Genomic DNA, 23,896 nt, shown 5'->3' with positions numbered 1-23,896 from the left:
GGCTAACAGTCCGGGCACGCATCGGCCGATCCGATACCCCTACTACATCGAGAGAGAGCCCCCTTGAAGCTCAGAGTCGTCCTTGCTGACGATCATCCATTCGTATTGCTGGGCGTGCGTTCCGCGCTCGAAGCGGCGGGAGACATACAGGTCGTCGGCGAGGCTTCGGGTCCGCGCGCGCTTTTCACCACGCTCGAAAAGGTGTCGTGCGACATCGTCCTTACCGATCTCACGATGCCAGGCGAGCCCGGTGCGTCCGAAGACGGGTTGACCCTCGTGCGACGTCTGCGGCGGGACTGGCCGCAACTGCGCATCGTCGTGCTCACCAGCATTGCCAATGCCGCCATTCTGCGTGCGGTCATGAATACAGGTGTCACAGCGCTGATCCGCAAGAGCGAACCCATGGACGAACTCATGTCCGCCGTGCGCGGCGCGGGCAACGGGCTGCGGTACGTGAGCCGCGCTATCCTCGAAGAACTCGCGGCAGCGGGCACGGAGCGCGCCGACAGCACACGCGTGCCGCGTCTCTCGCCGCGCGAATCGGAGGTCATTCGTCAATTCGTACACGGTCGCACGATTACCGAGATCGCCCGCACTCTCGGCCGCGACGTCCGTACGGTGAGCCGCCAGAAACGCGACGCCATGGCGAAGCTCGGCGTGAGCAACGATGCAGGTCTGTTCGCCTTTGTGCGAGCTAACGGCATGCTATGAGCACCACGTCACCTCCTTCGGACGGCGTATGGCCGGCTCACCTGTTCTCCGCGCCCGGGCGCGAGAGCGGCGCGCGCGGCGCACCCGAAGCGCTCGATCCGGACGATGCGCAGCAGGCGCCGCCGTTGCGCCTTCTCGTAGCGGACGATCATCCTCTCGTGCTATTCGCGCTCGAAAACCTGATCGCCACGCAGCCCAACATGCGTATCGTCGCGCGCGCGCAGACCGTGGGGCAGCTTTTCGAGGAAGCCGCGCGGCACGTGTTCGATCTTGTCGTGATGGATCTGCACATGCCCGGCGATGGCCACGACGAGGGTCACGAAGCGATCCGCAGTTTTCAGCGCGAGCACGCGGGCAAGCCGCTCGTGGTGCTCACGATGGACGACGACGCCAGTGTGTTGCGCGATGCGCTCGAACTCAATGTCGAGGGCGTGCTAAGCAAGCGGGACCGCATCGACCTCATTCCGGTCGCGATTGCCTCAGCCATGGCGCGCGAGCAATACATCGGGCCGACGGTGCGCTATCTGCTCGAAAAGTCCGTGCGCGAGGAGCGGCACGCGCACGTGCACCGGGTTTTGACACGTCGGGAGTACGAAGTCATTTCGTACTACGCCACGGGCCTTGGTGTGACCGAGATCGCCAGGCTCCTCGAGCGCAGCGTCAAGACCATCAGCGCGCAGAAGTGCGCAGCCATGAAAAAGCTCGCGCTCACCAGCGACATCGAGCTATACCGGTTCGCGATCGAGTGTGGCGTCGTGCATGCCGACGCGCTCGAGTCATAGCGGGCGCGCAGATCCGCGGCAAGTCACTGCACGCGTAGCCGCATCGGCCAGATTCGGTCCTGCGTCTGTAGGGCGCGCTTCGCGTTTTTAAGAGTTCTCCTATCCAATCGGACAGTCCGCCCGAGCATAATTTTTAGCTCGACGCGCGAACTGCCGGTCATCGCAAATTTTCCGATCCCGTTTCCGACAAGGCTGCCGGCTCAGTAGCGGCTTGCGCGCTGCAACCGAAAGGGGACACAGGACAATGAAGCTCTGCGAGCGTTTGCTGGTCGAGGCCGCAGGCACGGCATGGCTCGTGTTCGTGGGCTGCGCGAGCACGGCGCTTAACGCGGGGGCGCTTGAGCAGGGCTGGAACGTCTTTGAAATGGCTGCCGCCTTCGGTCTCGCCCAGGCCGTCGCGGCCTACGCCTGCGGACGCACGTCGAGCGCTCACTTCAATCCCGCAGTCACAATCGGCTACGTGATTGCTGGCCGTTTTCGCACGCGCGACGTCGCGCCTTATATCGTCGCGCAGAACGTCGGCGCGCTCGTGGGCGCGGCACTCCTTGCCGCCGTGGCGAGCGGTCGGTCGGGCTTCGCCTTCGCGATCTCCGATTTCGGCAGCAACGGCTACGGTGGGCATTCGCCCTGTGAGTTCGCGCCTGCCGCCGTGTTCGCTGTCGAACTAATGATGACGTTCGCCTTCGCGCTGCTTCACCTCGTCATGTCGGCTTCGCCGCAACGGCGCGGCGCCGCGCCGGCCGCGCTCGGTGCGTGCCTCGCAGCGGCGTATCTGGTCGCGATTCCGGTCAGCAACGGCGGCATGAATCCGGCGCGCTCGACCGGACCCGCGCTTTTCGTCGGGGACTGGGCGCTCGATCAACTCTGGCTGTTCTGGGCCGCGCCTATGCTGGGCGGCATCGCTGCCGGCTTCTTCCTTCGTATTGTGCCGCGCTGCCGCGGCTGAGCCGCCACGCCCCGTCCATGAGCGCGCCGCGATCCGACATGTTAATGGCCTTCCTGCTCGCATTGCGCGATGCTGCGCGCGCGTGCGTGCTGGCCGGCGTGTTGTGCGGCGCACTGGCTGCGGGCCCCGGGTTCGCCGCTGCGATAACGGTTTCGCCCGAGTCGCAACACCCCGCGGCAGCTGCCGTGCCGTCCACGCTTGTCGTCGGTATCGTTGCGGGCGGCCGGCCGCCGCTCGAAGTCCCCGCCGGCAACACGGTGGACGGCTTCGGCGCCGATTATCTGCGTCTGCTGCTTGGCCCGCACGTTCGGCTGGCGACGCGCGTCTATCCGGACATGAGCGCGCTGCTCGCGGGCGCGTGCGCGGGCGAAATCGATATTGTGCTGAGCGTCACGCGCTCGCCGCAGCGCGAACGCTGTCTCGCCTTTTCCGCACCCTATCTGAGCGGCGATAGCGCTTTCGTCACGCGCGCGGGCAATGAAGCGCTCGCGATCACCGAGCCGCGCCTCGCGCGTGCGCGCATCGCCGTCGAGCACGGCTATATGCTCGAAGCGGTCCTGCGCAAGCGCTTTGCGCAAGCCGAAATCGTGGTGTTTCCCGACACCAGCGCCGCTTTGCTTGCGGTTGCCCGGGACAGGGCCGACGTCTATGCCGGTTTCGCGCCGGTCGTGCGTTACCAGCTGTCTCTCGCCGCTAATCGCGGGCTGCGCGTCGCCTTCGAAGAGGGCTTTACGACGCGCGAGCTGGGCTTTGGCGTGCCGCTGGCCAGAACGGCGCTGCGTGACCAGTTGAATGTCGCCGCTGGCGGCGTGCGCCCGGCCGCTGTCGCCGCGCTGCGTGGGCGCTGGTTCGGCAGCGGTAGCGGTGAGACGCGCAACGAAGGCCCGCGCGCTTCGCCGTTCGTTATCGATGCCGCCGACCGCGCGTGGCTGCGCTCCTTGCCGCCGCTGAAGGTGGGCTTCGATCCGGGCTGGCTGCCGTTCAGTTACGGGGGCCAGCGCGGCCAGGCCGCAGGCATGGCGAACGACTATCTCAACTATCTGAGCCGCACGCTCGGTGTCGCGTTCGACCGCGTGCCCATCGCGAACTGGCTGGATGCCGACGCGGTCTTCCGGCGCGGCGGCCTGACGATGCTCGCGACGGCGGAAGGCGACGGCGGCTTGCCCGTCGGCACGCTCTACACGCAGCCCTTCGAGCACTATCCGCTCGTGATCGTGGGCCGCCGCGACGAGCCAATGTCGCGCAGTCCGCGCGATCTCGCCGATCGTCGTATCGTGCTGGCGCCACATGCGCCATCGGCGCAGCGGTTGTTCGGCGACGCCCAGCCGGTGCGCACCGAGCGCGCCGCGACGCTTGAGGCGGGACTGGCGCAGGTCGAGCGCGGCGACGCCGATCTGCTGGTGGGCGACGCCGCCGCGCTCGACGGTCCGCTGAGCCGGCAATATCTGGAGTCGCTCAAGGTAGTGGGGGCGCTGGGCACCGATGCCTCCACGGTTTTTGCGGTGCGCGGTGATCTTGCTCCGCTCAAGGGGCTGATCGATCGCGCGCTCGATGCGATGCCGCCCATCGAGCAGCAGGAAATCCGCAACCGATGGACCGCAGCAGCCGTCGAGCGCTCCAGTGGATGGAGCATGAATGCGCTGCGCCTGTTGCCGTTCGTGATCGCATTCGGCGTGGTGCTGCTCGTGACGCTGCGTGCCTATGTGCTGTTGCAGCGCGAGATGCGCGGGCGCCGCCGTGCGGAGCGGGTGCTCGCCAGGCAGGTCGAGTTGCAGGACACGATGACGGAAATGATTCCGTATCCGCTTGGCGCACGCGATCTCGAAAACCGCTACCTGGCGGTCAACCGCGCTTACGAGGAGATGACCGGTCTGCCGCGCGGCGAGGTACTGGGCCGCACCGGCGCGGATGTGGTCGCATGGGGCAAGGAAATCAGCCGCCGCGTCGATGCGCTTTACGCGAAGACGGTCGAAGATGGCGAAAGCCAGCGCGTGGAATTCGTGTTCGACGAGGCAGACGGGCCTGGCGCGCGGGAGGGCGGCCGCCGGCACGGCATTTTCTGGACGCGGCTGTGTCGCGACGCACGCGATGAGCCATTCTGCGTGCTCGGCACGATGATCGACATCACCGACATTCGCCGTGCCGAAATGCGCGCGCGTGCGTCCGAGCGGCTGCTCTCGGACGTCACGCATTCGCTGCCCGCGATCGTGTTCCAGCTGCAACGCGGACGCGACGGACAGTACACCTTCCCTTTCCTCGGCGGCGATACGCAGCGCCTCGTCGGAGAAGCGGCTGCGCAACTCATGCGTACTAGCGTGCTCGATCTCGCGCGCGTGCATCGCTGCGACCGTGCCCGGCTCGCGGCGTCGCTCGAACGATCGGCTCGCCTGCTCTTGCCGGTCAACGCCGAATTCCGCTTTCACGGCGCCAGCGGGCTGCTCTGGGTGCGCGCGGAATTCGTGCCGCGCTGCAAGGAGGACGGCGCCGTGGTCTGGAGCGGCTATGCGGTGGACGCCAATGTCGAACATACCCGCGCCGACGATCTGTCGCGCGCACGCGATCTGGCGGAAGCGGCCTCACGCGCGAAAGACGAGTTCTTTGCGATGATGAGCCACGAAATCCGTACGCCGATGAACGGCGTGCTCGGTCTCGTGGAGGTGCTGGAGCGCACGCCGCTCAATCCCGACCAGATATCCATAGTCGGCATGGTGCACGAATCGGCGGGTGCGCTGCTGCAGATTCTCGACGATCTGCTCGACTATTCGAAGATCCAGGCGGGACGGCTTGTAATCGGCTCGGAGCCGTTCGCCGTGCGCGAACTGGTCGATAACGCCGTGGGGCTGCTCGCGGGGCGCGCGCACGAAAAGGGACTCAAGGTGCGCGTGGATGTCGGCGCGGAAGTGGCCGCGCATCTGCGCGGCGACAGTGTGCGGCTGCGGCAGATTCTCTTCAACCTGCTTAGCAATGCGATCAAATTCACTCCACATGGCCAGGTCAGTGTGAGTGTGTCGGCGAGCGCGGCGGCCGGACGGGATGGGGTACCGCGCCAGCGCGTGTCGATTTCGGTGACCGATACGGGTATCGGCATCGCACCGCAGGCGCAGGCGCAGCTCTTCGAGCCTTTCGTGCAGGCGGAAACGTCGACGACACGGCGCTTCGGCGGTACGGGTCTGGGCCTGACAATCTGCCGCAAGCTCGCGTCGCTGATGGGCGGCACGCTCGAACTGCACAGCGAAGTCAACCACGGTACTTGCCTGACGCTCCATGTCGAATTGCCCGTGGAGGCCCAGTCTGGTCACGCGAACGGCCTGCACGGCAAGCGCGCGCTCGTGCTGTGCAACGACGCGCCGGTGGCCGACGCGTTGATGCACTTTGGCGTGGCGCTCGGCATGAGGATATCGTGCGCGCGGCCGGGGCGATCGAGGCAAGCGGGGCAACATGCGCTGCGCAAGCTGGCTCAGCAAGGCGGCGTTGACCTCGTGTTCGCATCCGAGGCGCTGGCGGGCGAACTCGATGATCTCGGCGTGCCGGTCATCCGCCTGACTGAAACCCCCAAGCCCAGCGGCTACCGGGTGGCGGAGAGCGGCGTGCGCGTGAGCGTCAACCCGCTGTCCTGGCATGGGCTCGGCGCGGCCTGTGCGATGGCGATCACCGGTCTGCCCGCGACGGCGGCGCGCCCCGCGTTGTCCACCGAAACCGCGCTGGCCGCGCCCGATCGCGACAAGGAATGCGCGGCGGGCCGCCTGATCCTGGTCGCCGAGGATCATCCCGTGAATCAGGAGCTGATGCGCCATCAGCTTGCGCTGCTCGGCTTTGCCTGCGACGTGGTCGCCGACGGCGCGCAGGCGCTTGAGGCGCTAAAGCGTTCGCGCTACGGATGCCTCATCACCGATTGCCATATGCCGAACGTGTCGGGTTACGACCTCGCGCGGCGGGTGCGCGAGATCGAGGCGGCGTGCGCACGGGGCAAAGGCGAGGCCAACCCGCAGCACAACGCGGTGCGCTTGCCGATTCTCGGCATTACGGCGAACACCGCACCCGAGAACATGCGTCTGTGCCGGGAGTCCGGCATGGACGACTGTCTGATCAAGCCCACTCGATTCGCAACGTTGCGCGAGCATCTCGCGCGCTGGTTCGGCGCGGAGGGAGGGCATCGTGCGGCGCAGGAGCGTGCGGCGCCGTATGCGCAAGAAGGGCAAGAAGGGCGCGAGGCTGGAAAGAGTACGGGCACGGGCGCAGGGGATGCGAGCAACGGCACGCGTGCGGGCGAGGCCGATCTGCTCGATCTCGCGCACATGATCCAGGTCTGGGGAAGCGAGGCGACGGTGAAGACGCTGCTAGGCTCATTCGTGAGCGCGGTGCGCGACGATCTGAACGTGCTGCCGGAACTGCTCGAAAATGTCGATGTCGGGCGGCTGCGCGAGTGGCATCATCGGCTCGCGGGTGCCGTGGGCGTGCTGCATTACCCGGCGCTGCTCGCCGTGCTGGAAACCTATCGCCGTCATATGAACAGTCACACGCAGCAGCAGCTTCGCGAAGAAGGCCTGGTGTTGATGCGTACGTGTCACGTCATGCTCGATGGGATCGAACAACAGGCTGCACTGCTGGCCTGACCGACGGCCTTTGGCGTTCGCGAAAATCCGATGATGTTTGGAATATGACGCGAAACTGGCAGCTCTGTCAGAAAGGGAAAAGCTCGTGCCCGATGCGGCAGCAACAGGCGAAAAAAAACGCGGCCGAAGCCGCGTTCAAGCTTGGAGACCCTTCGATGAAGAGTCACTTCTCGCAAGACGAAGCATAGTTGGGGAGCCGCAAAAAATCGAGATAAAAACCATCAATTAACTATTACACGATGTGTCGATAATCGCCTGCTGAGCTACTTCGTTCTGCCGAAACCAGCCGACCGTGAAATCGACGAACGAGCGTGTTTTTGCCGGCACGTGACGTCGGCCTGGATACACGAGCGAGAGTTCCTTGTCGGCGTCACGGATTGCATAGTCAGCCAGCACGCGTACGAGCGCGCCCGCGGCGAGATCGGCGCCCACCTGGTTCGCCGGCAGAATCGTGATGCCCATCCCCGCGAGTGCCGCCTGGCGCAACATCACCGAATTGTTGACCGCGTAGGCGGGATCGATCAGTACCGGTACGCGCATGCCGCTCGCATCGTCGAAATGCCATTCGTTGCCGTGGATATCGGCTGACGGCGCGAGCAAGGTGTGGCGCGCGAGCTCGGCCGGATGCGCGGGCGCGCGATGCAAGTCGAGGTAGGCCGGCGACGCCACGGCGACGGGCGCTACGGTCACGAGCGGGCGACGGATCAGCGTGCCGCCGCTCACCTGGCGCGGCGCGACGATGCCCACGTCGAAGCCTTCTTCGATGAGATCGACAGGACGATGCAGCAGCGTGAGCGCAAGGCGAACCTGCGCGAACGACGCGAGGTATTGCTTGAGCAACGGCGTCAGGCCGTGTAGCGAGAACGATGCGTGCGCGACGAGACGCAGGGTGCCGGTGGGCACGGACACGCCATGCGTGATCCGCGTTTCGACGCGCTCAAGTTCCTCCAGCATCTGACGGCACGCCTGGGCGTAGGCGCAGCCTGCTTCGGTTAGCGAAATGCTGCGCGTATTGCGATTGATGAGGCGTGTATTGAGATGCGCCTCCAGCAACGCGATGTAACGCGTGACCACCGCGTTCGACATCTTTAGGGCCGCGGCGGCGCGCCCAAACGAGCCGTTATCGGCGACGCTTACGAATACCCGCATCGCCTGAAGCTGATTCATGGTCTTGGGACGCGTCAACATGGATTGCGGTGGCGCGGGCGCGCGGTTCTTCTGAAAAGGGATGAGGCTCGCATGGTCGACCATGCGAGCGATGCCGGATCGTACCGATACGCATAGCCCTGCGGAATGGGACTGATCCGAATCCGCGGCTTGTCCCGTATTGATCGTGTTGCCTGGTGACAACGCTATATCGGGATACGGATTCATCCAGGTTGTCGCGCGTGAAATTGAGATTGAGCGGACACGTTGCCCATCAAGCGATTGCGGGACCAAACGGGGCAGCGTTTGATTTTTTCGAAAAGCCTTTTGTGCTGGCGTGGGATGGCTGCCTTGAAAGTGACGCCAATAAACTTCGGTTTGCAAATTAATCCGGCGCCATTGTTGCGGCGTAAGGGGACAAAGCGGGCCGGCACGCCGTCGGCGAAATCGTCACCAATGCCGAAAGGTTTTAAACGAAGGAATCACCATGAAAAAGAATCTGGCTATCGCGGCCGTCGTTGCCGCGACTTTCGCTTCGGCGTCGTACGCTCAAAGCAGCGTGACGCTCTACGGTATCGTCGATACCGGTTTCACCTACACGACCAACGTTCAAGGCAAGGCCAACTACGCCGTGACGAGCGGCAACGTTCAGGCGAGCCGTTGGGGCCTGCGCGGCGTTGAGGATCTCGGCGGCGGCCTGAAGACGATCTTCACCCTCGAAAGCGGCTTCAACGTCGCGAACGGCCAGCAGAATGGCGGCCTGTTCAATCGTCAGTCGTTCGTGGGCCTGACGCAGGAACAGTACGGCACGCTGACGCTCGGCCGCCAGTTCGACTCGATGATGGACTACGTCGTGCCGATGACGGCAGTGGGCAGCTGGGGCGGCACCTACACGGCGCACATGCTCGACAACGACGACCTGAACGGCACGTTCTCGCTGAACAACTCGATCAAGTACGCCAGCCCGAATCTGTCGGGCTTCAAGTTCGGCGGCATGTATGCGTTCTCGAACCAGGCTGGCGGTTTCGCGATGAACCGCGCGTATAGCGCCGGTATGAGCTACGACTACGCAGGCCTGCGCCTTGGCGCCGCCTACACGCAGATCAACGGCGTGAATGCGAATGGCAGCGGCTCGGTTCAGGGTTCGCCGCTGGCCAACACGTTCGGCGGCACGAACGACCGTCAGCGGAACTGGGGCGCGGGCGCAAGCTACGCTTACGGTCCGATGATCGGCGGTGTCGTGTTCACGCAGTCGCGTCTGAACGACTCGTTCGGCAATTCCGTGCGCTTCAACAACATCGAAGCCAACCTGCGCTACAACCTCACGCCGGCTCTTGGCATCGGCGCGATGTACACGTACACGAACGCTAACGGCGGTGTCATCAACGCAGGCACCAACAGCAACTCGGCTCACTGGAACCAGTTCGGTCTGCAAGCCGACTACGCACTCTCGAAGCGCACCGACGTGTACCTCGAAGGCGTCGGCGTGTGGGGCGCGGGCCAGAATGCGGCAGGCATCACGCAGGTGGGCTACCAGGGTTCGGATAACTTCTCGGGCTCGAAGAACCAGGGCATCGTCACGACGGGTATCCGTCACCGCTTCTGATTCGAACGCTTTCAGTCCACGGATGTCGGCGGTCCGGCAACGTATCGGGCCGCCTACGTAGGCGGGTAGCAAAGTAGAAGGTAGTACTTGGGTTCAGAGCGCCGTTCGCGGCGCTCTTTTTTTGCCTGCGATTTCCTTTCGTCGTGCCGTCATCGGCAATGACGCTGCGAACGTCATCGGCGGATTTGCTCTAGCATGTGGCTACGCGACTGCGGCCCGGGATGGCTTTCGGTTTCCTCTGGTGCAGCGCGTCACAACAAAGGAGAAATCCCATGAAAGCGCTTCGCCCTCTTCAGTTCGCTCTCGCTCTCTGTGTTCTCGCCTCGGGCACCGCTTTTGCCGATACCGTCGCGCTGAAGGCCGATCTCGAACCTTCCAGCGAAGTGCCGCCGCGTGTCAGTCACGGCCACGGCATGCTCAACGCCACGTTCGATACGTCCAGCAAATCGCTGAACTGGACCGTTACTTACGAAGGCCTGTCGACTCCGGCGACGGCCGCGCACTTCCACGGTCCCGCGCCGGTCGGCCAGAACGCCGGCGTGCAGGTGCCGATTCCCAAGGGCGAGCTTGCCAGCCCGATCAAGGGCAGCGCCACGCTCACCGACAAACAGGTCACCGATCTGATGGCCGGGCAGTGGTACTTCAACGTTCACACGCAACAGAATCCGTCGGGCGAGATCCGCGGTCAGGTATTGCCTGCGAATTGATGCGACCGTGAAATGACTATCAAATGACTGCCTGATCGACTGCACACGCGCACTGTCATGAGTCTGCAAAGCCGCTTCATCTGCTGGTGGCTGCGTCGCCGCTTTCTGCCGGTGACGCGCCGTCCTCTCGACGTCGCGCGCACGCGTGCGGCTACGGAAAAGCGCGTGTGGCTGCCGCAGGTGCCCGCAGGCTGGCAACTGCGCGAGCAGTATGAGGGCGGCGATATCCCGCTGCGCGGCGAATGGCTCGTGCGCGAGGGTGGGGCGCCGCGCACGATTCTCTATCTGCACGGTGGCGGCTACTACTTTTGTTCGCCGAGGACGCACCGCGCGATCACCTATGGTCTCGCCACGCGCGCCGATGCCGATGTCTTCTCGCTCGATTACCGGCTCGCGCCCGAACATCCCTTTCCGGCGGCGCTCGACGATGCGCTCGCGGCCTACCGGCGCCTACTCGCCGACGGCGTGCGTGCCGACTCGCTCGTGATCGCGGGCGATTCGGCGGGCGGCGGTCTGGCGCTGGCGACGCTGCTGGCGTTGCGCGATGCCGGCGACAAGCTGCCCGCCGGCGCGCTGCTGTATTCGCCGTGGACCGACCTGGCCGTGACCGGCGCGTCGATCCGCGACAACGATGGTCGCGATCCGATGTTCAGCGGCGACGTGTTTGCGCGCGTCGCCGCGCTTTATCTCGGCGAGGCCGGCGCGACGCGCGCGACGGACCCTTATGTCTCGCCGTTCTATGCCGATTTCCAGCGCTTGCCGCCGCTCTTCATGCTGGCGGGCAGCACCGAGACGCTGCTCGACGACACGCGGCGCGTCGCTGAGCGTGCGCGAGCGTCAGGTGTGAACGTCGAATGCGAAATCGCGCGCGGTCTGCCGCATATCTGGCCGATCTATGCGCCGTTCATGCCCGAAGCTCGCCGCTCGCTCGACGATTCGGCGCGCTTCGTCCAACGCGTGACGACGATCGACACGACCGCGCGCGCGCAGAAAACGGCGCCGTCAGGCGCAGCGTCATCCCCGCCCCCCGCTCAATCGAGCGAGACCTCGATCTCGCCGTAAGCCGCGCGCACGACGGCCTCGCCATAGCGGCGTTCGAGCCGTCGCACGGTGAAGTGGCCGTGCGCGACGTTCTGGAAGTGGTCGATGAACACGGTGTTCACCATCGCCCCAAGCACCGCGCCGATCGCCGGGATCGATTTCGCCGCGACCTGCTCGCTGACCTGCACCGAAAATCGCGCGGCCACGGTCTGCATCAGCTTGAGGAGCGCCGCCGAGCCATGCGCGGCGAAGCCCTTGGTCGCCATCTCGGACGAGGCTTTCGACACCGCCTGGGCCAGCGCACCGCGCACCACGAAGTAGCCGAAGTCGGCTTCGTCGTCGGAGGCGGAGCGCCCGCCCATGCCGAAGACGGTGAGGCACTGGAGCTGGGCGTCGGCGTTCGCGATGTCTTCGCCCTCGCTGCGCGCGATGTCGCAGATCGAGCGGAACATCAGCGTCGTCGTCACCGGCAATTCGACGGGCAGCGCGAAGAGACCGAACGCGCCGCCCGCCGCGCCCGTGGTCGCGACCGCGAATTTGTGGAGCAGATTGCTGGGCTTCGCGGGCACGACGGCCGCGAGCGCGCTCTCGCCCGGCTTGCCGAGCGTCTTGAGCGCGAGCTGAAGGCACTTGCGCAGGGCAGCCTGGGTGGCGTCGTTGACCTTGTCGTTGGCGACGGCGGGCAGTTTCGCGATCAGCTTTTCGACCGGCGCACCGACGATGGCGGCCAGTTTCATGCCGAGCGGCGGGGTTTCCAGTTCGTGTTTGGCACGCTTGAGCGCGGCGAGATCGGCTTCGGAAAAATCGCTGAATGACGCCATAAGTCTCCCGGAAGACGGTGCGGCGAACGCCGCTCGACCCCCAGTTTATCGAGGATCGGACATGCTAAACTGTGAATCCTTTGACGTGTCAATCGTTGCGGGATCAAAAAAATGGCCGTTCATACCGCCGCCCACCACTCTAGCGGCCAGGTGCTGCCGTTCCGGGAGTCGCTGCTGGCGATGCTCGGCGTGTCGTTCGTGACCATGCTGGTCGCGCTCGACCAGACTGTCGTGGGCACCGCGCTGCCCACTATCGTCGCCGAACTGCGCGGCTTCGAACTCTACGCGTGGGTCGCCACGTCCTATCTGCTCACCTCGGTTATTACCGTCCCCATTTTCGGCAGGCTCGGCGATTATTACGGCCGCAAGCCCTTCGTGATCGCGTCGATCGTCGTGTTCACGGGCGCTTCGGTGCTGTGCGGCGCGGCCAACAGCATGATGTTCCTCGTGATCGCGCGCGGTCTGCAGGGCATCGGCGGCGGCATGCTGGTGGGCACCGCGTTCGCCTGCATCCCCGATCTCTTCCCCGATTCGGTCGTGCGCCTGCGCTGGCAGGTGCTGATGAGTTCGGCATTTGGCATCGCCAATGCGGTCGGGCCTTCGCTCGGCGGCTTTCTCACGCAGTACTACGGCTGGCGCTCGGTGTTCTATGTGAACCTGCCTGTCGGCCTGATTTCGCTCTTTTTCGTGTGGCGCTATCTGCCGCATCTGCGCCACATCGCGCACAAGGAGCGCATGCGGCTGGACTGGCCCGGTGCGCTGCTGATCGCCGTGACGCTCGGCAGCCTGCAGCTTTTCGTCGAGCGTTTGCCGCAGCATGGCGTGACGCTGGCGGCGCTCGGGCTGCTCGCACTGGCCGCCGCGTCCGCCTGGGCGCTGTGGCACTGGGAGCGGCGCTGCCCGCAGGCGATTCTGCCCGTCGATATGTTCCGCAACGCCAGCCTCAACGCGCTCTTCACGCTCGCGGTGCTCGGCGGCTTCACGATGTTTTCGCTGCTGTTCTACGCGCCGCTGCTGTTCCAGGGCGGCTTCGGCATGTCGCCGAACGAGGCGGGCGTGGTCATCACGCCGCTGGTGGTGTTCATCACGATCGGCAGCATTGCGAACGGGCGCATCGTGTCGCGCATCCGCAATCCGAATCGGATGCTCTACATCGGCTTCGCGATGCTTGCTTTCGCGTGCTTTGCGGTCGCGCTCGCGTCGCACAACACACCGCGCGGGCTGCTGATGGCGGTGATGATCGTGGGCGGCCTTGGCCTGGGTTTCGTGATGCCCAATCTGACCGTGTTCGCGCAACAAACTGCGGGCCGCGAGCATCTGGGCATCGCCACGGCGCTGCTGCAATCGCTGCGCATGATCGGCGGGATGATCGGCACGGCGCTGACCGGCACGCTCGTCACGCAGCTTTATTCGAGCGGCGTGCACAAGGCGCTCGACGCCGATGGCGCGCTGCACTGGTTCACGCAACTCGCCGATCCGCAGATTCTCATCAACCGCAACGCCCAGAGCGCACTGGTCGGCGAACTCGCGAAGGCCGGGCACCACGGCGCGCCGCTGCTCGAAGCCGCGCGCGAGGCGCTGGTGGGCGCGATCCATCTGGGTATCGCGGTCGCGGCGGCGGTGGCGCTGGTGTCGGTCTGGCAGGCGCGGCGCGTGCCGCTCATCAAGCTACACCGCAAGGTCGAGCCGGTCATTCACGCCGATTGAGCGCCCGCCGAACACAATCCGGGAATCGGCGAAATCAGCGAAATCAGGCAGGAAAACACAGCATGGAAGCACAGGACCGCATCGCCATCATGCAGCAATTCGGACGCACTTATCGTGCGTTCATGTCGGCGTTCGAGGCGCAGGTGGGCCATCCGCTGCCACGTTGGCGCATTCTGCTGGCGTTGCACGAGCAGGAGGGCGCGTCTTCGCAGAAGCGCCTTGTCGAGCGTCTGCGCGTGGACCCCGGCGCGCTCACGCGGCAGTTGAAGCCGCTGGAGTCGCTGGGCTGGATCGCGCGCAGCGCCGACGAGCGCGACAACCGCATCACCAACGTGAAGCTGACAGCCGCCGGGCGCGAGGTCGTCGAAGCGGGCCTGCCGCGCCGCAACGACTTCCTGCGCGTGGCGATGTCGCTGCCCGACGATGCGCTCACTGCGCTGTCGAGCGCGCTGCGCATGATGGAGGAGCGCATTGGCGTAGCGGCGGCGCAGACCGCAGATGCGGGTTCCGCTACCACCGCCACCGATTGAAACGCAGAACGATCAGAAGAACGTTTCGATCACTTCCGTCACGCGATATTCGCCATCGACCATCAGCACCTGACGCCACTTGTCGAAGGTGAGGCAAGGATGCGAGATGTCGAAACCGATCATGTCGCCGACCTGAATATCCGCCCCGGCGGGAATCTGCAGATAGGCGTGCTGATCCATCATCTGGAACACTTGCCAGCCTTCCTGGGCGTCGATCTCGCGCGGCGTGCCGTGGACTTCGCCGTCGCGCGCCGGACGATAGTGGCGCGACGGTTCCGGAAAGCCCGCGTCGAAAGCCGCATCGCGCTTGCCGAAGCCGATGATCGCGCGCCCCGGTTCCGGAATCGACTGGACATACGCCCATAGCTGCAGCGCGGGCAACAACGCCACGCCCATTTCGCGCGCGACCGGATTGCGCGTGAGGATGTCCGACTGCGCCTTCTTGTAGACGCCCACGTCATGCGTGAGATAGCAGCCGGGGCGCAGCACGACGTCGATCGTGCCGGCCTTCGCGGCCTGGGCGAATTCCTCGGCGACGATGTCGTACCACGCCGACCCAGCCCCCGACAGCAGCGCCGGAGCACGCGAGAAGCGGCCCGCCGCGGCAAGTTCCTCGGTCACATTGAGCGCGTCGCGCAGAAAGGTGCGCACTTCGCTTTCTTCCTTGAGCACGCCTTCGTAAATCTCCACGCCCGCAAGCCTGAGCGAATCCGGATAGCGCTCGATGGCTTCGAGCACGGCGCGGCGCGTTTGCGCGTCACGCACGCCGGTGCGCCCGCGCGGCACGCCCAGTTCGAGCAGCACTTCGAGCGTGCGGTTGGCGGCGCGGAAGAATTCGCCCAGTTGCTCGACGCCTTCCACCGAATCGACCAGGCAGAAGAATTCGAAGTCGGCGTCGCTGAGGAGTTCCGCGATGATCGCCATGTTGCGGCGGCCCACGAGCTGGTTGGCCATCAGCACGCGCGAGATGCCGCCGCGGTACGCGGCGCGCGTCTGATGCGCGGTGGCCAGCGTGATGCCCCATGCGCCGGCGTCCATCTGGCGGCGAAAGAGCTGCGGCGCCATTGTCGTCTTGCCGTGCGGCGCGAGTTTCACGCCGTAGCGCGTGACGAACTCCTGCATCCACTTGAGGTTGTGTTCGACGCGATCCGCATACAGGACGGCGGCGGGCAGGCTCACGTCCTCGGCGAGCAGATTCCATTCCAGACGCCCGGCGTCGGCCAGCGGCACGCTCGCGCCTGGCACGTTGCCGAGGCCCTTGCTATTCGGGTCGATTGTCGCGCTCTGATAGTTTGTAACTTTCATTTCCGTTCGCTCCATATTCTCCATAACGCCTGATATTACGGTACAGACAGCTTGAGGCGTTGACTCGGAGATAGTACACAAAGTACCATCTCCGCGTGAAATGTTATTTATTAACAGGCGGACGCTCATACTCCCCGCAGTCCATTCCGAATCTTGCCCGACTTCCATGAATTCCGCCGCCGAGTCTGATCGATTCACCGGCCGTTTCGATATCGTGGCGCGTATCGCGCAATGCGTGCCGGATCTACGTCCGGCCGAGCGCGACGTCGCCGCCTTGATCCTCGACGACCTGGCCGCCGCCGCGCGCGCGAGCATCGGCGAGCTGGCGCAGCGCGCGGGCGTGAGCGTGGCGTCCGTGACGCGTTTCGCCAAGACCGTCGGTTGTCAGGATGTGCGCGAACTCAAGCTGCGCCTGGCCCAGGCGGCGGCGGTCGGCGAGCGCTTCCTGCGCGCGGTGCCTGCCGGCAAAGCCGTTAAGGCGGGCAAGAACGAAACGGGGGAGAGCAAGGGCAGCAAGGGCAAGCGCCGCAAACAGCGCGCGGACGATGCCGCCGCAGCGGACGATCTCACGACGGCCGACGCATCGCTGCCCACGCGCGTGTACGAGGAAATCCACGGCGCGCTCGCGCGCAATCACGAACTGCTGCGTCAGGCGCCGTTCGCCGCCGCCGCCGCCGCCCTTCGCGAAGCGCGCATGATCTATGTGTTCGGCATGGGCGGCGGCTCCAGCGCGCTCGCCGACGAAATGCGCTATCGGCTCGTGCGGCTCGGGCGTCCGGTCGCGTCGTACCAGGACAGCCTGCTGCAGCGCATGGTCGCGAGCACGCTCACGCCTGACTGCGTGGTCGTGGCGTTGTCCGTGACAGGACGCGTGCCTGAACTGCTCGACGCCTGCCGTATCGCGCGCGACTACGGCGCGAAGCTGGTCGCGCTGACCGCGCCCGCGTCGCCGCTGGCCGCGCTGGCCGACTGGCTCGTGCCGATCGTCGCGAGCGAGACCGATTTCATCTACAAGCCCTCGTCGTCGCGTTACGCGATGATGATGGCACTCGACGTACTCGTCACCGAACTCGCCTTATCGCAGCCGGAGCAAAGCCGTGAATTGTTGCGCCGCATGAAACACACGCTCGACGCGCATCGCGGCACCGCCGGGCGTGGCGGCGAGCGCCAGCCGCTAGGCGACTGACCGGCCACCTGATTTCACAATTGGCGAGGCGAACGAGTACATTCGCCGAATACATTCGACTACCCGCCTGGGATCGACAGGAGACCCTGATATGCATTCGCATCCCGAAGTCGCCGACACCCTGATCGTCGGCGCCATGCTTTATGACGGCACCGGCGCGCCGCCCGTCGAACGCGACGTGGCGCTGCGCGACGGGCGCATCGTCGCCATCGGCAATCTTTCGAACTGGCTTGCCGAGGAAGTGATCGAAGCCGACGGCCGCGCGCTCGCGCCCGGTTTCATCGACGTGCACACGCACGACGACACGCACGTGATCCGCGCGCCGCAAATGCTGCCCAAGATCAGCCAGGGCGTGACGACGGTGATCGTCGGCAATTGCGGCATCAGCGCGTCGCCGGTCTCGCTCAAGGGCGAGCCGCCCGATCCGATGAATCTGCTCGGCGCGCGCGATGCGTTCCAGTACCCGACTTTCGCAGCCTATGTGGAGGCCGTGAACGCAGCGAAACCGGCCGTGAACGTGGGTGCGCTGATCGGCCATACGGCGCTGCGCAACAATCATCTCGACGATCTCAAGCGCGCGGCCAGCAGCGCGGAGATCGAGGCGATGCGCGCGCAGCTTGAAGAAGCGCTCGTGAACGGCGCGCTCGGGTTATCGACGGGCCTGGCTTATGGATCGGCCTATGAGGCTTCCACCGAGGAAGTCGCCACGCTGGCCGAACCGCTTGCGCTTGCCGGCGCGCTCTACACGACGCACATGCGCACCGAATTCGAAGCGATTCTGGAAGCGATGGACGAGGCGTATCACATCGGCAAGCACGCGCGCGTGCCGGTGGTGATCTCGCATCTGAAATGCGCGGGGCCGTCGAACTGGGGGCGCAGCACGGAGGTGCTGGCCTCGCTCGACGGCGCGCGCAAGTATCAGCCGGTGGGCTGCGACTGCTATCCGTATAGCCGCAGCTCGTCGACGCTCGATCTGAAGCAGGTGACGGGCGATATCGACATCACGATTACATGGTCCACGCCGCATCCCGAGCAGGCGGGCAAGCTCATCAAGGATATCGCCGCCGAATGGGGCGTCTCGCAGCAGGAAGCGGGCAAGCGGCTGCAGCCGGCGGGCGCGGTCTATCACAACATGTCCGAGGACGACGTGCGCCGCATCCTCTCGCATCCGGCGACGATGGTGGGATCGGACGGATTGCCGAACGATCCGCTGCCGCATCCGCGTTTGTGGGGCGCGTTTCCGCGCGTGCTGGGCCACTACGCGCGCGATGCGCAACTGCTGCCGCTCGAAGAGGCGGTGCGCAAGATGACCGGGCTGTCGGCGCGGCGCTTTGGCCTCGCGCAGCGCGGCGAAGTGCACGTGGGCTGGCACGCCGACCTCGTGATGTTCGATCCCCTGAAGGTGCGCGATTGCGCGACCTTCGACAAGCCGCAGCAGGTGGCGGAGGGCATTGACGCCGTGTGGGTGAACGGCGTGCTGTCGTATCGCGATGGCCAGCCCACGGGCGAGCGCGCGGGCCACTTCGTCGCGCGCGGGCCGCGTGACGCGAACGCCGACGCCGCGGCTTTTTAACGACTGAATTTCGACCCTCGGCGCGCGCTCGCGTGAGCACACCGACGCGCGCCGCACGAACCCAAAGGAGCAAACGATGAAACGATATGGAGTGGAAGGCGGCAAGGGCCAGGGCGGTCAACACCTGCCGTTCGCGCGCGCGGTGGAAGCCGACGGCTGGCTGTTCGTCTCGGGCCAGACGCCGATGGAAAACGGTGAAGTGATCAACGGCGGCATCGTCGAGCAGTCGCACAAGACCATCCAGAACGTGTTCGCCATTCTCAAGGAAGCGGGCTACGGCCCGGAGCACGTCGTACGCTGCGGCGTGTGGCTCGACGATGCGCGCGACTTCCAGTCCTTCAACAAGGTGTTCCGCGAGTACTTCGGCGATCATCCGCCCGCGCGCGCCTGCGTGCAGTCGAGCATGGTCATCGACTGTAAGGTGGAAGTCGATTGCGTCGCGTACAAGGCGCCGGCAGGGAAGTAAAGCGCCTCTCGCGCGTTGTATGAGTGGCTGAAGAGCGGCTGCCCGGTTACCGGGTGGCCGCTTTTTTATTGCTGTCGTCGCCATGAGGGCCACGCGGCGTGATGCGCAGTTCGATCTTCATACCGGCCGCGACCGCCATGTTGATGAGCGCATCGAGCGAAAACAGGTCGATCTTGCCGCGCATGAGGTCGGACACACGCGGCTGCGTAACGCCGAATAGTGCGGCGGCCTGTGCCTGCGTCATCTCGTGGCGCTTGATGTGCTCTTCGAGCGCGATCATGAGATCGCAGCGCAGCGTCATATTCTGCGAGGCTTCGGGGGTGTCTTCGATGGCGTCCCAGACGTTGTCGAAGGATTGGGTCTTCATCGCTATGGCTCCGGTTTGTTATGTGTGGTCGTTATCCCTGAGGGCGGCGCGATAACGCTGCCTGGCCAGGGAAAGGTCAGCGAATGCCGTCTTTTCTGTCTTCTTCCTGAAGCAGTGCAGCACCACGGGCGACATCGCGGATATTGGCGACGTAGAGCACGCGGAACGCACCGCGTTCATCGCGGATACGGATTTCCCGCGCACCGGGCGCGACCGGGTTCATCGGTTTCCAGTCGTGCGGCTCCAGGCCGTGCTGCACGCGGCGCAACTGACGACCGGCTTCGCGCCGCGCTGTTTCAGGGAACGCCTTGAGGTCGGCCAGCGCGCCGGTGCAGAACATCAATGGCTTCAGTCGATCGAGGTTATACAAAATTTTATATGCCCTCCAGAGATTTGAGCGGACCCCGCGTCTAGCGGGGATGACATGGCTCAACTCTCTGCAAGGACGGGCGATCGCGCCCTCGATTCCATCAAACCTGCCGCAGCGCTATCCATTCGGACAAGGCCAATATTCCCAATATATGAGCGACCCAATCACATATTGGATATCCCGGAAAAACCGCCCTACAATCCGATCCATCGGAGATGACGTGCATCGCAGTCCAGAACAACGCCCGTCAACGTCGGCCAAACCTAAAGAAAAACCCGCAGTCGCGCCCTGAATGCGCTCCAGCGGGAAAACCGGAGACGTTTGCCATGTTCCAGCCCGCGAAGTGCGCGGCCTCGTGCCGTCCGCCGTCCCGCGCGAATGCGCGCCGCCGCACCCCGAACCATGGCCCGCGCGCCGTCGTCTGACGCCGCGCGTTCATCTCCCGTCTTCTTCCAGATCGACCTCGCCATGAACAAAGCGATGTCCCCGAATCTCGCCGAACGCCTTGACGGCGTCGACGCCGCAAAAGTCGTCGACCTGCCCCAAACTGCGCAGGCGCAAATCAAGGCGCAACCCAAGGCCCACGCCGCCGGCGACGAAATCGTCGGTTTGCCCGGCACGCTGCTCGACGGCTCGTCGCAGGCCGGCACGCAGACGCTCTTGCGCGGCCTCGCCATCCTCGAAGCCGCCGCCGCGGGCGTGCGCGATCTGCGCTCGTTCGGCGCCGTGCTCGGCACCACGCGCAGCACCACGCACCGGCTCGTGTCGAGCCTCGTGCAGGCGCGCTATCTGCGGCAGGTGCAGGGCGGCTACCTGCTTGGCCCGAAGCTGATCGAACTCGGCACCATCGCGCTCGAACAGATGCCGCTCACGGCGGTCGCGCGCACGCATCTCGAAGCGCTCGCGAATGCCACGCTCGACACGATCCACCTCGGCGTGCGCGACGGCGACGACGTGCTTTACATCGACAAGATTCCCGGCCAGCGCGGCCTGGAGATGCGCTCGCGCGTGGGGCATCGCATGCCGCTCGCGTCGACCGGCATCGGCAAGGCGATGATGCTCGACCTCGCGCCGCAGTCCTGGCGCGATCTGTTCGAAGCGTCGCGGCGCACGCTCGCGGGCGTGAGCTTCCGTCCCGATCACAGCCTCGACCCCGACACCTTCCTCAAGCGCATGGCCACCTATTCGGCGGGCGGCTATACGTTCGATCTTGAGGAAAACGAAATTTCGATCCGCTGCGTGGCGGCGCCGGTGCGCGATGCGTCCGGCGCGATCGTCGCGGCGCTGTCGGTGGCGAGCACGATTCCCTATATGCCGCTCGAACGTATGGACGAATTGATTCCGGTCGTGCAGCGCGAGGCGCGCGCGATCTCGCAGGAACTCGGCTGGCGGGCGCCGCAGCCCGCCACGCGCAGGATTCGCCGATGACCGGCCGCACGACAGAACAGCACATGGAACACGGCAAACAGGGTGATGCGGCGCTGATCGCGCTCGATTGGGGCACGACGTCGCTGCGCGCGTATCTCTTCGATGCGGCGGGCAAGGTGCTCGACACGCGTGTCTCGACGGCAGGGATCATGAATCTGCCGGTGCCCGCCGAAGAGGGCGGCTTCGACGCGGCCTTCGAGGAAGCGTGCGGCATGTGGCTCGCCGCTGCGCCGTCGCTGCCGGTGCTGGCTGCCGGGATGGTCGGCAGCGCGCAGGGCTGGGTGCAGGCGCCATATGTGGAAACGCCCGCGGGCGAAGACGCGCTCGTGGCCGGCATCGTCAAGGTGCGCGCGGCGAGCGGCGCGAACATCGCCGTGGTGCCGGGCGTGCTGGAGCCGGGCGCGCTGCCGAACGTGATGCGCGGCGAGGAAACGCAGATTTTTGGCGCGCTGGGTGCTCAGGAGGAACGGGAAACCGCCCTGATCGGCCTGCCCGGCACGCACGCCAAATGGGTCGTGGTGGAAGGCGCGCGCATCGCACGCTTCTATACCTTCATGACGGGCGAGGTCTACGCGGCGCTCAAGGCGCACACGATCCTCGGCCGCACGATGAAGCATCCGGCCGCGCCGGACACGGCCGCGTTCCTGCGCGGCGTGATGGTGGCGCGCGAACATGGCAGCGCGGGATTGCTCGCGACCGCGTTCAGCACGCGCACGCTGGGCCTCACCGATCAACTGGCCGCCGACGAACAGCCCGACTATCTCTCGGGTCTCGTGATCGGCCATGAGCTGGCCGGACTCGAAGCCGTGCTGGCACGCCGCGACGTCGCGCTCGCAGCCTGCGCGCCCCAACTGATTGGCGCCGATGCCTTGTGCGAGCGCTATCGGCTCGCGCTGGCCCAGTTCGGCTGCACCGCCGCGCAGATCGTGCGCGAGGCGACCGAGCGCGGCCTCTGGCGCATCGCGGTGCGCGCGGGCCTCGTCGGCGCGGCGGTTTGAGCACGCCTTGAACACACGCAAACCACAGGACACGCACATGCAACCCGAACTGAACCTGCCCGCTCCGTACACGCCTCACGCTGGCTTCGTGGCCGCGTTCGCCGCGTGCCGGATGGTCGCGATCGTGCGCGGCATCAAGCCCGCCGAAGCCGCCGAGCATGGCCGGGCGATCTACGAGGCGGGCTTCCGGCTCATCGAGGTGCCGCTCAATTCGCCGTCGCCGCTGGAGAGCATTGCGGCGCTGCGCGCGACGCTGCCCGCCGACGCCTTGATCGGCGCGGGCACCGTGCTCACGCCCCAGCGCGTGCGCGACGTGAAGGCCGCGGGCGGCGAACTGATCGTGATGCCGCACGCGGATACCGAAGTGATCCTCGCCGCGAAGCTGCAAGGCCTCGCCTGCGTGCCCGGCGTCGCCACGCCGACCGAAGCGTTCGCTGCGCTCAAGCACGGCGCGGACGGCCTGAAGATGTTCCCCGCCGAGCAGCTTGGCCCTGAAGTGACGAAGGCCTGGCGCGCCGTGATTCCTTCGGTCGTGCCGCTCTTGCCGGTGGGCGGCGTGAAGCCCGACAACATGGGGCCGCAACTGGCGGCGGGCGCGAGCGGCTTCGGTCTGGGATCGGCGCTGTACAAGCCTGGCCAGGATGTCGCCGCGACGCGCGCCAATGCGCTCGCGTTTATCGCGGGCTGGCATGAGACGGTGCGTGCGCAGGGAGTGAAAGCGTGAACCGCCTGACGGACAAGGTCGCACTCGTGACCGGCGCGGGACGCGGCATAGGCGCTGCGATCGCGCGCGCGTTCGCCGCCGAGGGCGCGGCGGTCGTGCTCGCCGAACTCGACATCGCCACGGCGCAGGCCACGGCGCGCGAGATCGCCGGTGCTATCGGCAACGCCAAAGTGCTCGCCGTGCAGACCGACGTTACGCAGTCGGCCTCGGTGCAGGCGGCCGTGAGCGAAGCACAAAAAGCGTTCGGGCCGGTCGACGTGCTTGTGAACAATGCCGGCATCAACGTGTTCGCCGATCCGCTCACGATGACCGACGACGACTGGCGGCGCTGTTTCGCCGTCGATCTGGACGGCGTGTGGAACGGCTGCCGCGCCGTGCTGCCGGGCATGATCGAGCGCCGCGCGGGCAGCATCGTCAACATCGCCTCGACGCACGCGTTCCAGATCATTCCGGGCTGCTTTCCGTACCCGGTCGCCAAGCATGGCGTGATCGGCCTCACGCGCGCGCTCGGCATCGAATACGCGCCGAAGAACGTGCGCGTGAATGCGATCGCGCCGGGCTACATCGAAACGCAGCTCACGCACGACTGGTGGAACGCGCAGCCCGACCCTGAAGCGGCGCGCCGCGCGACGCTCGAATTGCCGCCGATGAAGCGCATCGGCAAGCCCGAGGAAGTGGCGATGACGGCGGTGTTCCTCGCGTCGGACGAAGCGCCGTTCATCAACGCCAGTTGCATCACGATCGACGGCGGGCGCACGGCGCTGCATCACGAATAAGGCCGTAACGAAGTAGAGCGCAGTAAAAAAGCAGTAATAAAAAAGCAGCACGAAGGCAATGCAAGGTAGCAAGACAACGCATCACTTTCGCCG

General features: G+C 65.6%; 22 protein-coding genes. 16 read left to right on the top strand and 6 right to left on the bottom strand.

Going from position 1 to position 23,896, the window contains the following annotated elements; translation table 11 throughout:
- Nucleotides 1-63: 63 nt before the first annotated feature.
- From B0G62_RS02925 to B0G62_RS02910, 4 genes are all read left to right on the top strand, one after another.
- Nucleotides 64-711 carry a response regulator gene (locus tag B0G62_RS02925; RefSeq protein WP_103702329.1) on the top strand — a complete coding sequence of 216 codons (648 nt, stop codon included), beginning with the start codon at nt 64-66 and terminating at the stop codon, nt 709-711.
- Nucleotides 708-1,493, top strand: a complete 786-nt coding sequence (locus B0G62_RS02920) for a response regulator (protein WP_103702327.1) — start codon at nt 708-710, stop codon at nt 1,491-1,493. Before B0G62_RS02925 ends, B0G62_RS02920 begins: the two co-directional genes overlap by 4 nt.
- A 244-nt stretch (nt 1,494-1,737) precedes the next feature.
- The gene (locus B0G62_RS02915; protein WP_103702325.1) at nt 1,738-2,439 is read left to right on the top strand and encodes an aquaporin; all 702 of its coding nucleotides are present in this window, start codon (nt 1,738-1,740) and stop codon (nt 2,437-2,439) included.
- A 38-nt stretch (nt 2,440-2,477) separates the two neighbouring features.
- Nucleotides 2,478-7,052, top strand: a complete 4,575-nt coding sequence (locus tag B0G62_RS02910) for an ATP-binding protein (protein WP_103702323.1) — start codon at nt 2,478-2,480, stop codon at nt 7,050-7,052.
- 225 nt (nt 7,053-7,277) lie between these two features.
- Here the strand turns inward: B0G62_RS02910 and B0G62_RS02905 are convergent, their stop codons facing one another.
- Nucleotides 7,278-8,219 (bottom strand): LysR family transcriptional regulator, encoded by a 942-nt coding sequence (locus B0G62_RS02905; protein WP_103702922.1) that lies wholly within the window; start codon nt 8,217-8,219, stop codon nt 7,278-7,280.
- A 466-nt stretch (nt 8,220-8,685) separates the two neighbouring features.
- Between B0G62_RS02905 and B0G62_RS02900 the strand changes: the two genes are divergently transcribed.
- The 3 genes from B0G62_RS02900 (at nt 8,686) to B0G62_RS02890 (ending at nt 11,573) form a co-directional block, all read left to right on the top strand.
- Nucleotides 8,686-9,804: a porin gene (locus B0G62_RS02900; protein ID WP_103702321.1), complete on the top strand. Its 1,119-nt coding sequence runs from the start codon at nt 8,686-8,688 to the stop codon at nt 9,802-9,804.
- A gap of 272 nt (nt 9,805-10,076) precedes the next feature.
- A complete protein-coding gene (locus B0G62_RS02895; RefSeq protein ID WP_103702319.1) occupies nt 10,077-10,511 on the top strand; it encodes a CHRD domain-containing protein in 435 nt (144 codons plus the stop codon).
- Nucleotides 10,512-10,568: 57 nt separating this feature from the next.
- Nucleotides 10,569-11,573: an alpha/beta hydrolase fold domain-containing protein gene (locus B0G62_RS02890; RefSeq protein WP_103702317.1), complete on the top strand. Its 1,005-nt coding sequence runs from the start codon at nt 10,569-10,571 to the stop codon at nt 11,571-11,573.
- Here B0G62_RS02890 and B0G62_RS02885 read toward each other — a convergent pair.
- Nucleotides 11,543-12,373: an EcsC family protein gene (locus B0G62_RS02885; protein WP_103702315.1), complete on the bottom strand. Its 831-nt coding sequence runs from the start codon at nt 12,371-12,373 to the stop codon at nt 11,543-11,545. The genes B0G62_RS02890 and B0G62_RS02885 overlap by 31 nt on opposite strands.
- Before the next feature lie 111 nt (nt 12,374-12,484).
- Here B0G62_RS02885 and B0G62_RS02880 point away from each other — a divergent pair, with 111 nt between their 5' ends.
- On the top strand, nt 12,485-14,080 hold the full coding sequence (locus B0G62_RS02880; RefSeq protein WP_103702313.1) for an MDR family MFS transporter: 1,596 nt from the start codon (nt 12,485-12,487) through the stop codon (nt 14,078-14,080).
- 62 nt (nt 14,081-14,142) lie between these two features.
- A complete protein-coding gene (locus tag B0G62_RS02875) occupies nt 14,143-14,610 on the top strand; it encodes a MarR family winged helix-turn-helix transcriptional regulator (protein WP_103702311.1) in 468 nt (155 codons plus the stop codon).
- Between the two features lie 12 nt (nt 14,611-14,622).
- Here the strand turns inward: B0G62_RS02875 and B0G62_RS02870 are convergent, their stop codons facing one another.
- Nucleotides 14,623-15,915, bottom strand: a complete 1,293-nt coding sequence (locus tag B0G62_RS02870; protein ID WP_103702309.1) for an amino acid deaminase — start codon at nt 15,913-15,915, stop codon at nt 14,623-14,625.
- 166 nt (nt 15,916-16,081) lie between these two features.
- Here B0G62_RS02870 and B0G62_RS02865 point away from each other — a divergent pair, with 166 nt between their 5' ends.
- The 3 genes from B0G62_RS02865 (at nt 16,082) to B0G62_RS02855 (ending at nt 19,140) form a co-directional block, all read left to right on the top strand.
- Nucleotides 16,082-17,101 carry a MurR/RpiR family transcriptional regulator gene (locus tag B0G62_RS02865; RefSeq protein ID WP_103702307.1) on the top strand — a complete coding sequence of 340 codons (1,020 nt, stop codon included), beginning with the start codon at nt 16,082-16,084 and terminating at the stop codon, nt 17,099-17,101.
- Nucleotides 17,102-17,192: 91 nt separating this feature from the next.
- Nucleotides 17,193-18,674 (top strand): N-acyl-D-amino-acid deacylase family protein, encoded by a 1,482-nt coding sequence (locus tag B0G62_RS02860; RefSeq protein ID WP_103702305.1) that lies wholly within the window; start codon nt 17,193-17,195, stop codon nt 18,672-18,674.
- A gap of 76 nt (nt 18,675-18,750) precedes the next feature.
- Nucleotides 18,751-19,140 carry a RidA family protein gene (locus B0G62_RS02855; RefSeq protein WP_027815644.1) on the top strand — a complete coding sequence of 130 codons (390 nt, stop codon included), beginning with the start codon at nt 18,751-18,753 and terminating at the stop codon, nt 19,138-19,140.
- A gap of 46 nt (nt 19,141-19,186) precedes the next feature.
- Here B0G62_RS02855 and B0G62_RS02850 read toward each other — a convergent pair whose 3' ends face one another.
- The 3 genes from B0G62_RS02850 to B0G62_RS02845 are packed head-to-tail and all read right to left on the bottom strand — an operon-like array spanning nt 19,187 to nt 19,877.
- Nucleotides 19,187-19,507, bottom strand: coding sequence for a helix-turn-helix domain-containing protein (locus B0G62_RS02850; protein ID WP_103702303.1), 321 nt, complete (start codon nt 19,505-19,507; stop codon nt 19,187-19,189).
- 18 nt (nt 19,508-19,525) lie between these two features.
- Entirely contained in the window at nt 19,526-19,630 is a 105-nt protein-coding gene (locus tag B0G62_RS32615) for a hypothetical protein (RefSeq protein WP_407671107.1), read from the bottom strand.
- Nucleotides 19,584-19,877, bottom strand: a complete 294-nt coding sequence (locus tag B0G62_RS02845) for a type II toxin-antitoxin system RelE/ParE family toxin (protein ID WP_407671097.1) — start codon at nt 19,875-19,877, stop codon at nt 19,584-19,586. Before B0G62_RS02845 ends, B0G62_RS32615 begins: the two co-directional genes overlap by 47 nt.
- Nucleotides 19,878-20,345: 468 nt before the next feature.
- Between B0G62_RS02845 and B0G62_RS02840 the strand changes: the two genes are divergently transcribed.
- From B0G62_RS02840 to B0G62_RS02825, 4 genes are read left to right on the top strand one after another with little or no spacing between them, the layout of a single operon-like run.
- Nucleotides 20,346-21,305: an IclR family transcriptional regulator gene (locus B0G62_RS02840; RefSeq protein ID WP_103702920.1), complete on the top strand. Its 960-nt coding sequence runs from the start codon at nt 20,346-20,348 to the stop codon at nt 21,303-21,305.
- Entirely contained in the window at nt 21,302-22,303 is a 1,002-nt protein-coding gene (locus B0G62_RS02835) for a 2-dehydro-3-deoxygalactonokinase (RefSeq protein WP_103702301.1), read from the top strand. Before B0G62_RS02840 ends, B0G62_RS02835 begins: the two co-directional genes overlap by 4 nt.
- Nucleotides 22,304-22,340: 37 nt before the next feature.
- Nucleotides 22,341-23,027, top strand: a complete 687-nt coding sequence (locus B0G62_RS02830) for a 2-dehydro-3-deoxy-6-phosphogalactonate aldolase (RefSeq protein ID WP_103702299.1) — start codon at nt 22,341-22,343, stop codon at nt 23,025-23,027.
- The gene (locus B0G62_RS02825) at nt 23,024-23,803 is read left to right on the top strand and encodes an SDR family oxidoreductase (RefSeq protein WP_103702297.1); all 780 of its coding nucleotides are present in this window, start codon (nt 23,024-23,026) and stop codon (nt 23,801-23,803) included. Before B0G62_RS02830 ends, B0G62_RS02825 begins: the two co-directional genes overlap by 4 nt.
- Nucleotides 23,804-23,896: the final 93 nt, after the last annotated feature.

Source organism: Paraburkholderia eburnea (assembly GCF_002917095.1).
Classification (GTDB): Bacteria; Pseudomonadota; Gammaproteobacteria; order Burkholderiales; family Burkholderiaceae; genus Paraburkholderia; species Paraburkholderia eburnea.
The sequence above is the reverse complement of the archived record's forward strand: the minus strand, read 5'-3'. Positions and strand labels throughout refer to the sequence as shown.

Bases quoted from the DNA above. Each gene is read 5' to 3' on its own strand.
- B0G62_RS02885 (WP_103702315.1), bottom strand. From the start codon at position 12,373: ATGGCGTCATTCAGCGATTTTTCCGAAGCCGATCTCGCCGCGCTCAAG.
- B0G62_RS02890 (WP_103702317.1), top strand. From the start codon at position 10,569: ATGAGTCTGCAAAGCCGCTTCATCTGCTGGTGGCTGCGTCGCCGCTTT.
- B0G62_RS02835 (WP_103702301.1), top strand. From the start codon at position 21,302: ATGACCGGCCGCACGACAGAACAGCACATGGAACACGGCAAACAGGGT.
- B0G62_RS02850 (WP_103702303.1), bottom strand. From the start codon at position 19,507: ATGAAGACCCAATCCTTCGACAACGTCTGGGACGCCATCGAAGACACC.
- B0G62_RS02860 (WP_103702305.1), top strand. From the start codon at position 17,193: ATGCATTCGCATCCCGAAGTCGCCGACACCCTGATCGTCGGCGCCATG.
- B0G62_RS02870 (WP_103702309.1), bottom strand. From the start codon at position 15,915: ATGAAAGTTACAAACTATCAGAGCGCGACAATCGACCCGAATAGCAAG.
- B0G62_RS02875 (WP_103702311.1), top strand. From the start codon at position 14,143: ATGGAAGCACAGGACCGCATCGCCATCATGCAGCAATTCGGACGCACT.
- B0G62_RS02830 (WP_103702299.1), top strand. From the start codon at position 22,341: ATGCAACCCGAACTGAACCTGCCCGCTCCGTACACGCCTCACGCTGGC.
- B0G62_RS02910 (WP_103702323.1), top strand. From the start codon at position 2,478: ATGTTAATGGCCTTCCTGCTCGCATTGCGCGATGCTGCGCGCGCGTGC.
- B0G62_RS02865 (WP_103702307.1), top strand. From the start codon at position 16,082: ATGAATTCCGCCGCCGAGTCTGATCGATTCACCGGCCGTTTCGATATC.
- B0G62_RS02920 (WP_103702327.1), top strand. From the start codon at position 708: ATGAGCACCACGTCACCTCCTTCGGACGGCGTATGGCCGGCTCACCTG.
- B0G62_RS02840 (WP_103702920.1), top strand. From the start codon at position 20,346: ATGAACAAAGCGATGTCCCCGAATCTCGCCGAACGCCTTGACGGCGTC.
- B0G62_RS02915 (WP_103702325.1), top strand. From the start codon at position 1,738: ATGAAGCTCTGCGAGCGTTTGCTGGTCGAGGCCGCAGGCACGGCATGG.
- B0G62_RS02905 (WP_103702922.1), bottom strand. From the start codon at position 8,219: ATGAATCAGCTTCAGGCGATGCGGGTATTCGTAAGCGTCGCCGATAAC.
- B0G62_RS02900 (WP_103702321.1), top strand. From the start codon at position 8,686: ATGAAAAAGAATCTGGCTATCGCGGCCGTCGTTGCCGCGACTTTCGCT.
- B0G62_RS02855 (WP_027815644.1), top strand. From the start codon at position 18,751: ATGAAACGATATGGAGTGGAAGGCGGCAAGGGCCAGGGCGGTCAACAC.
- B0G62_RS02895 (WP_103702319.1), top strand. From the start codon at position 10,077: ATGAAAGCGCTTCGCCCTCTTCAGTTCGCTCTCGCTCTCTGTGTTCTC.
- B0G62_RS02880 (WP_103702313.1), top strand. From the start codon at position 12,485: ATGGCCGTTCATACCGCCGCCCACCACTCTAGCGGCCAGGTGCTGCCG.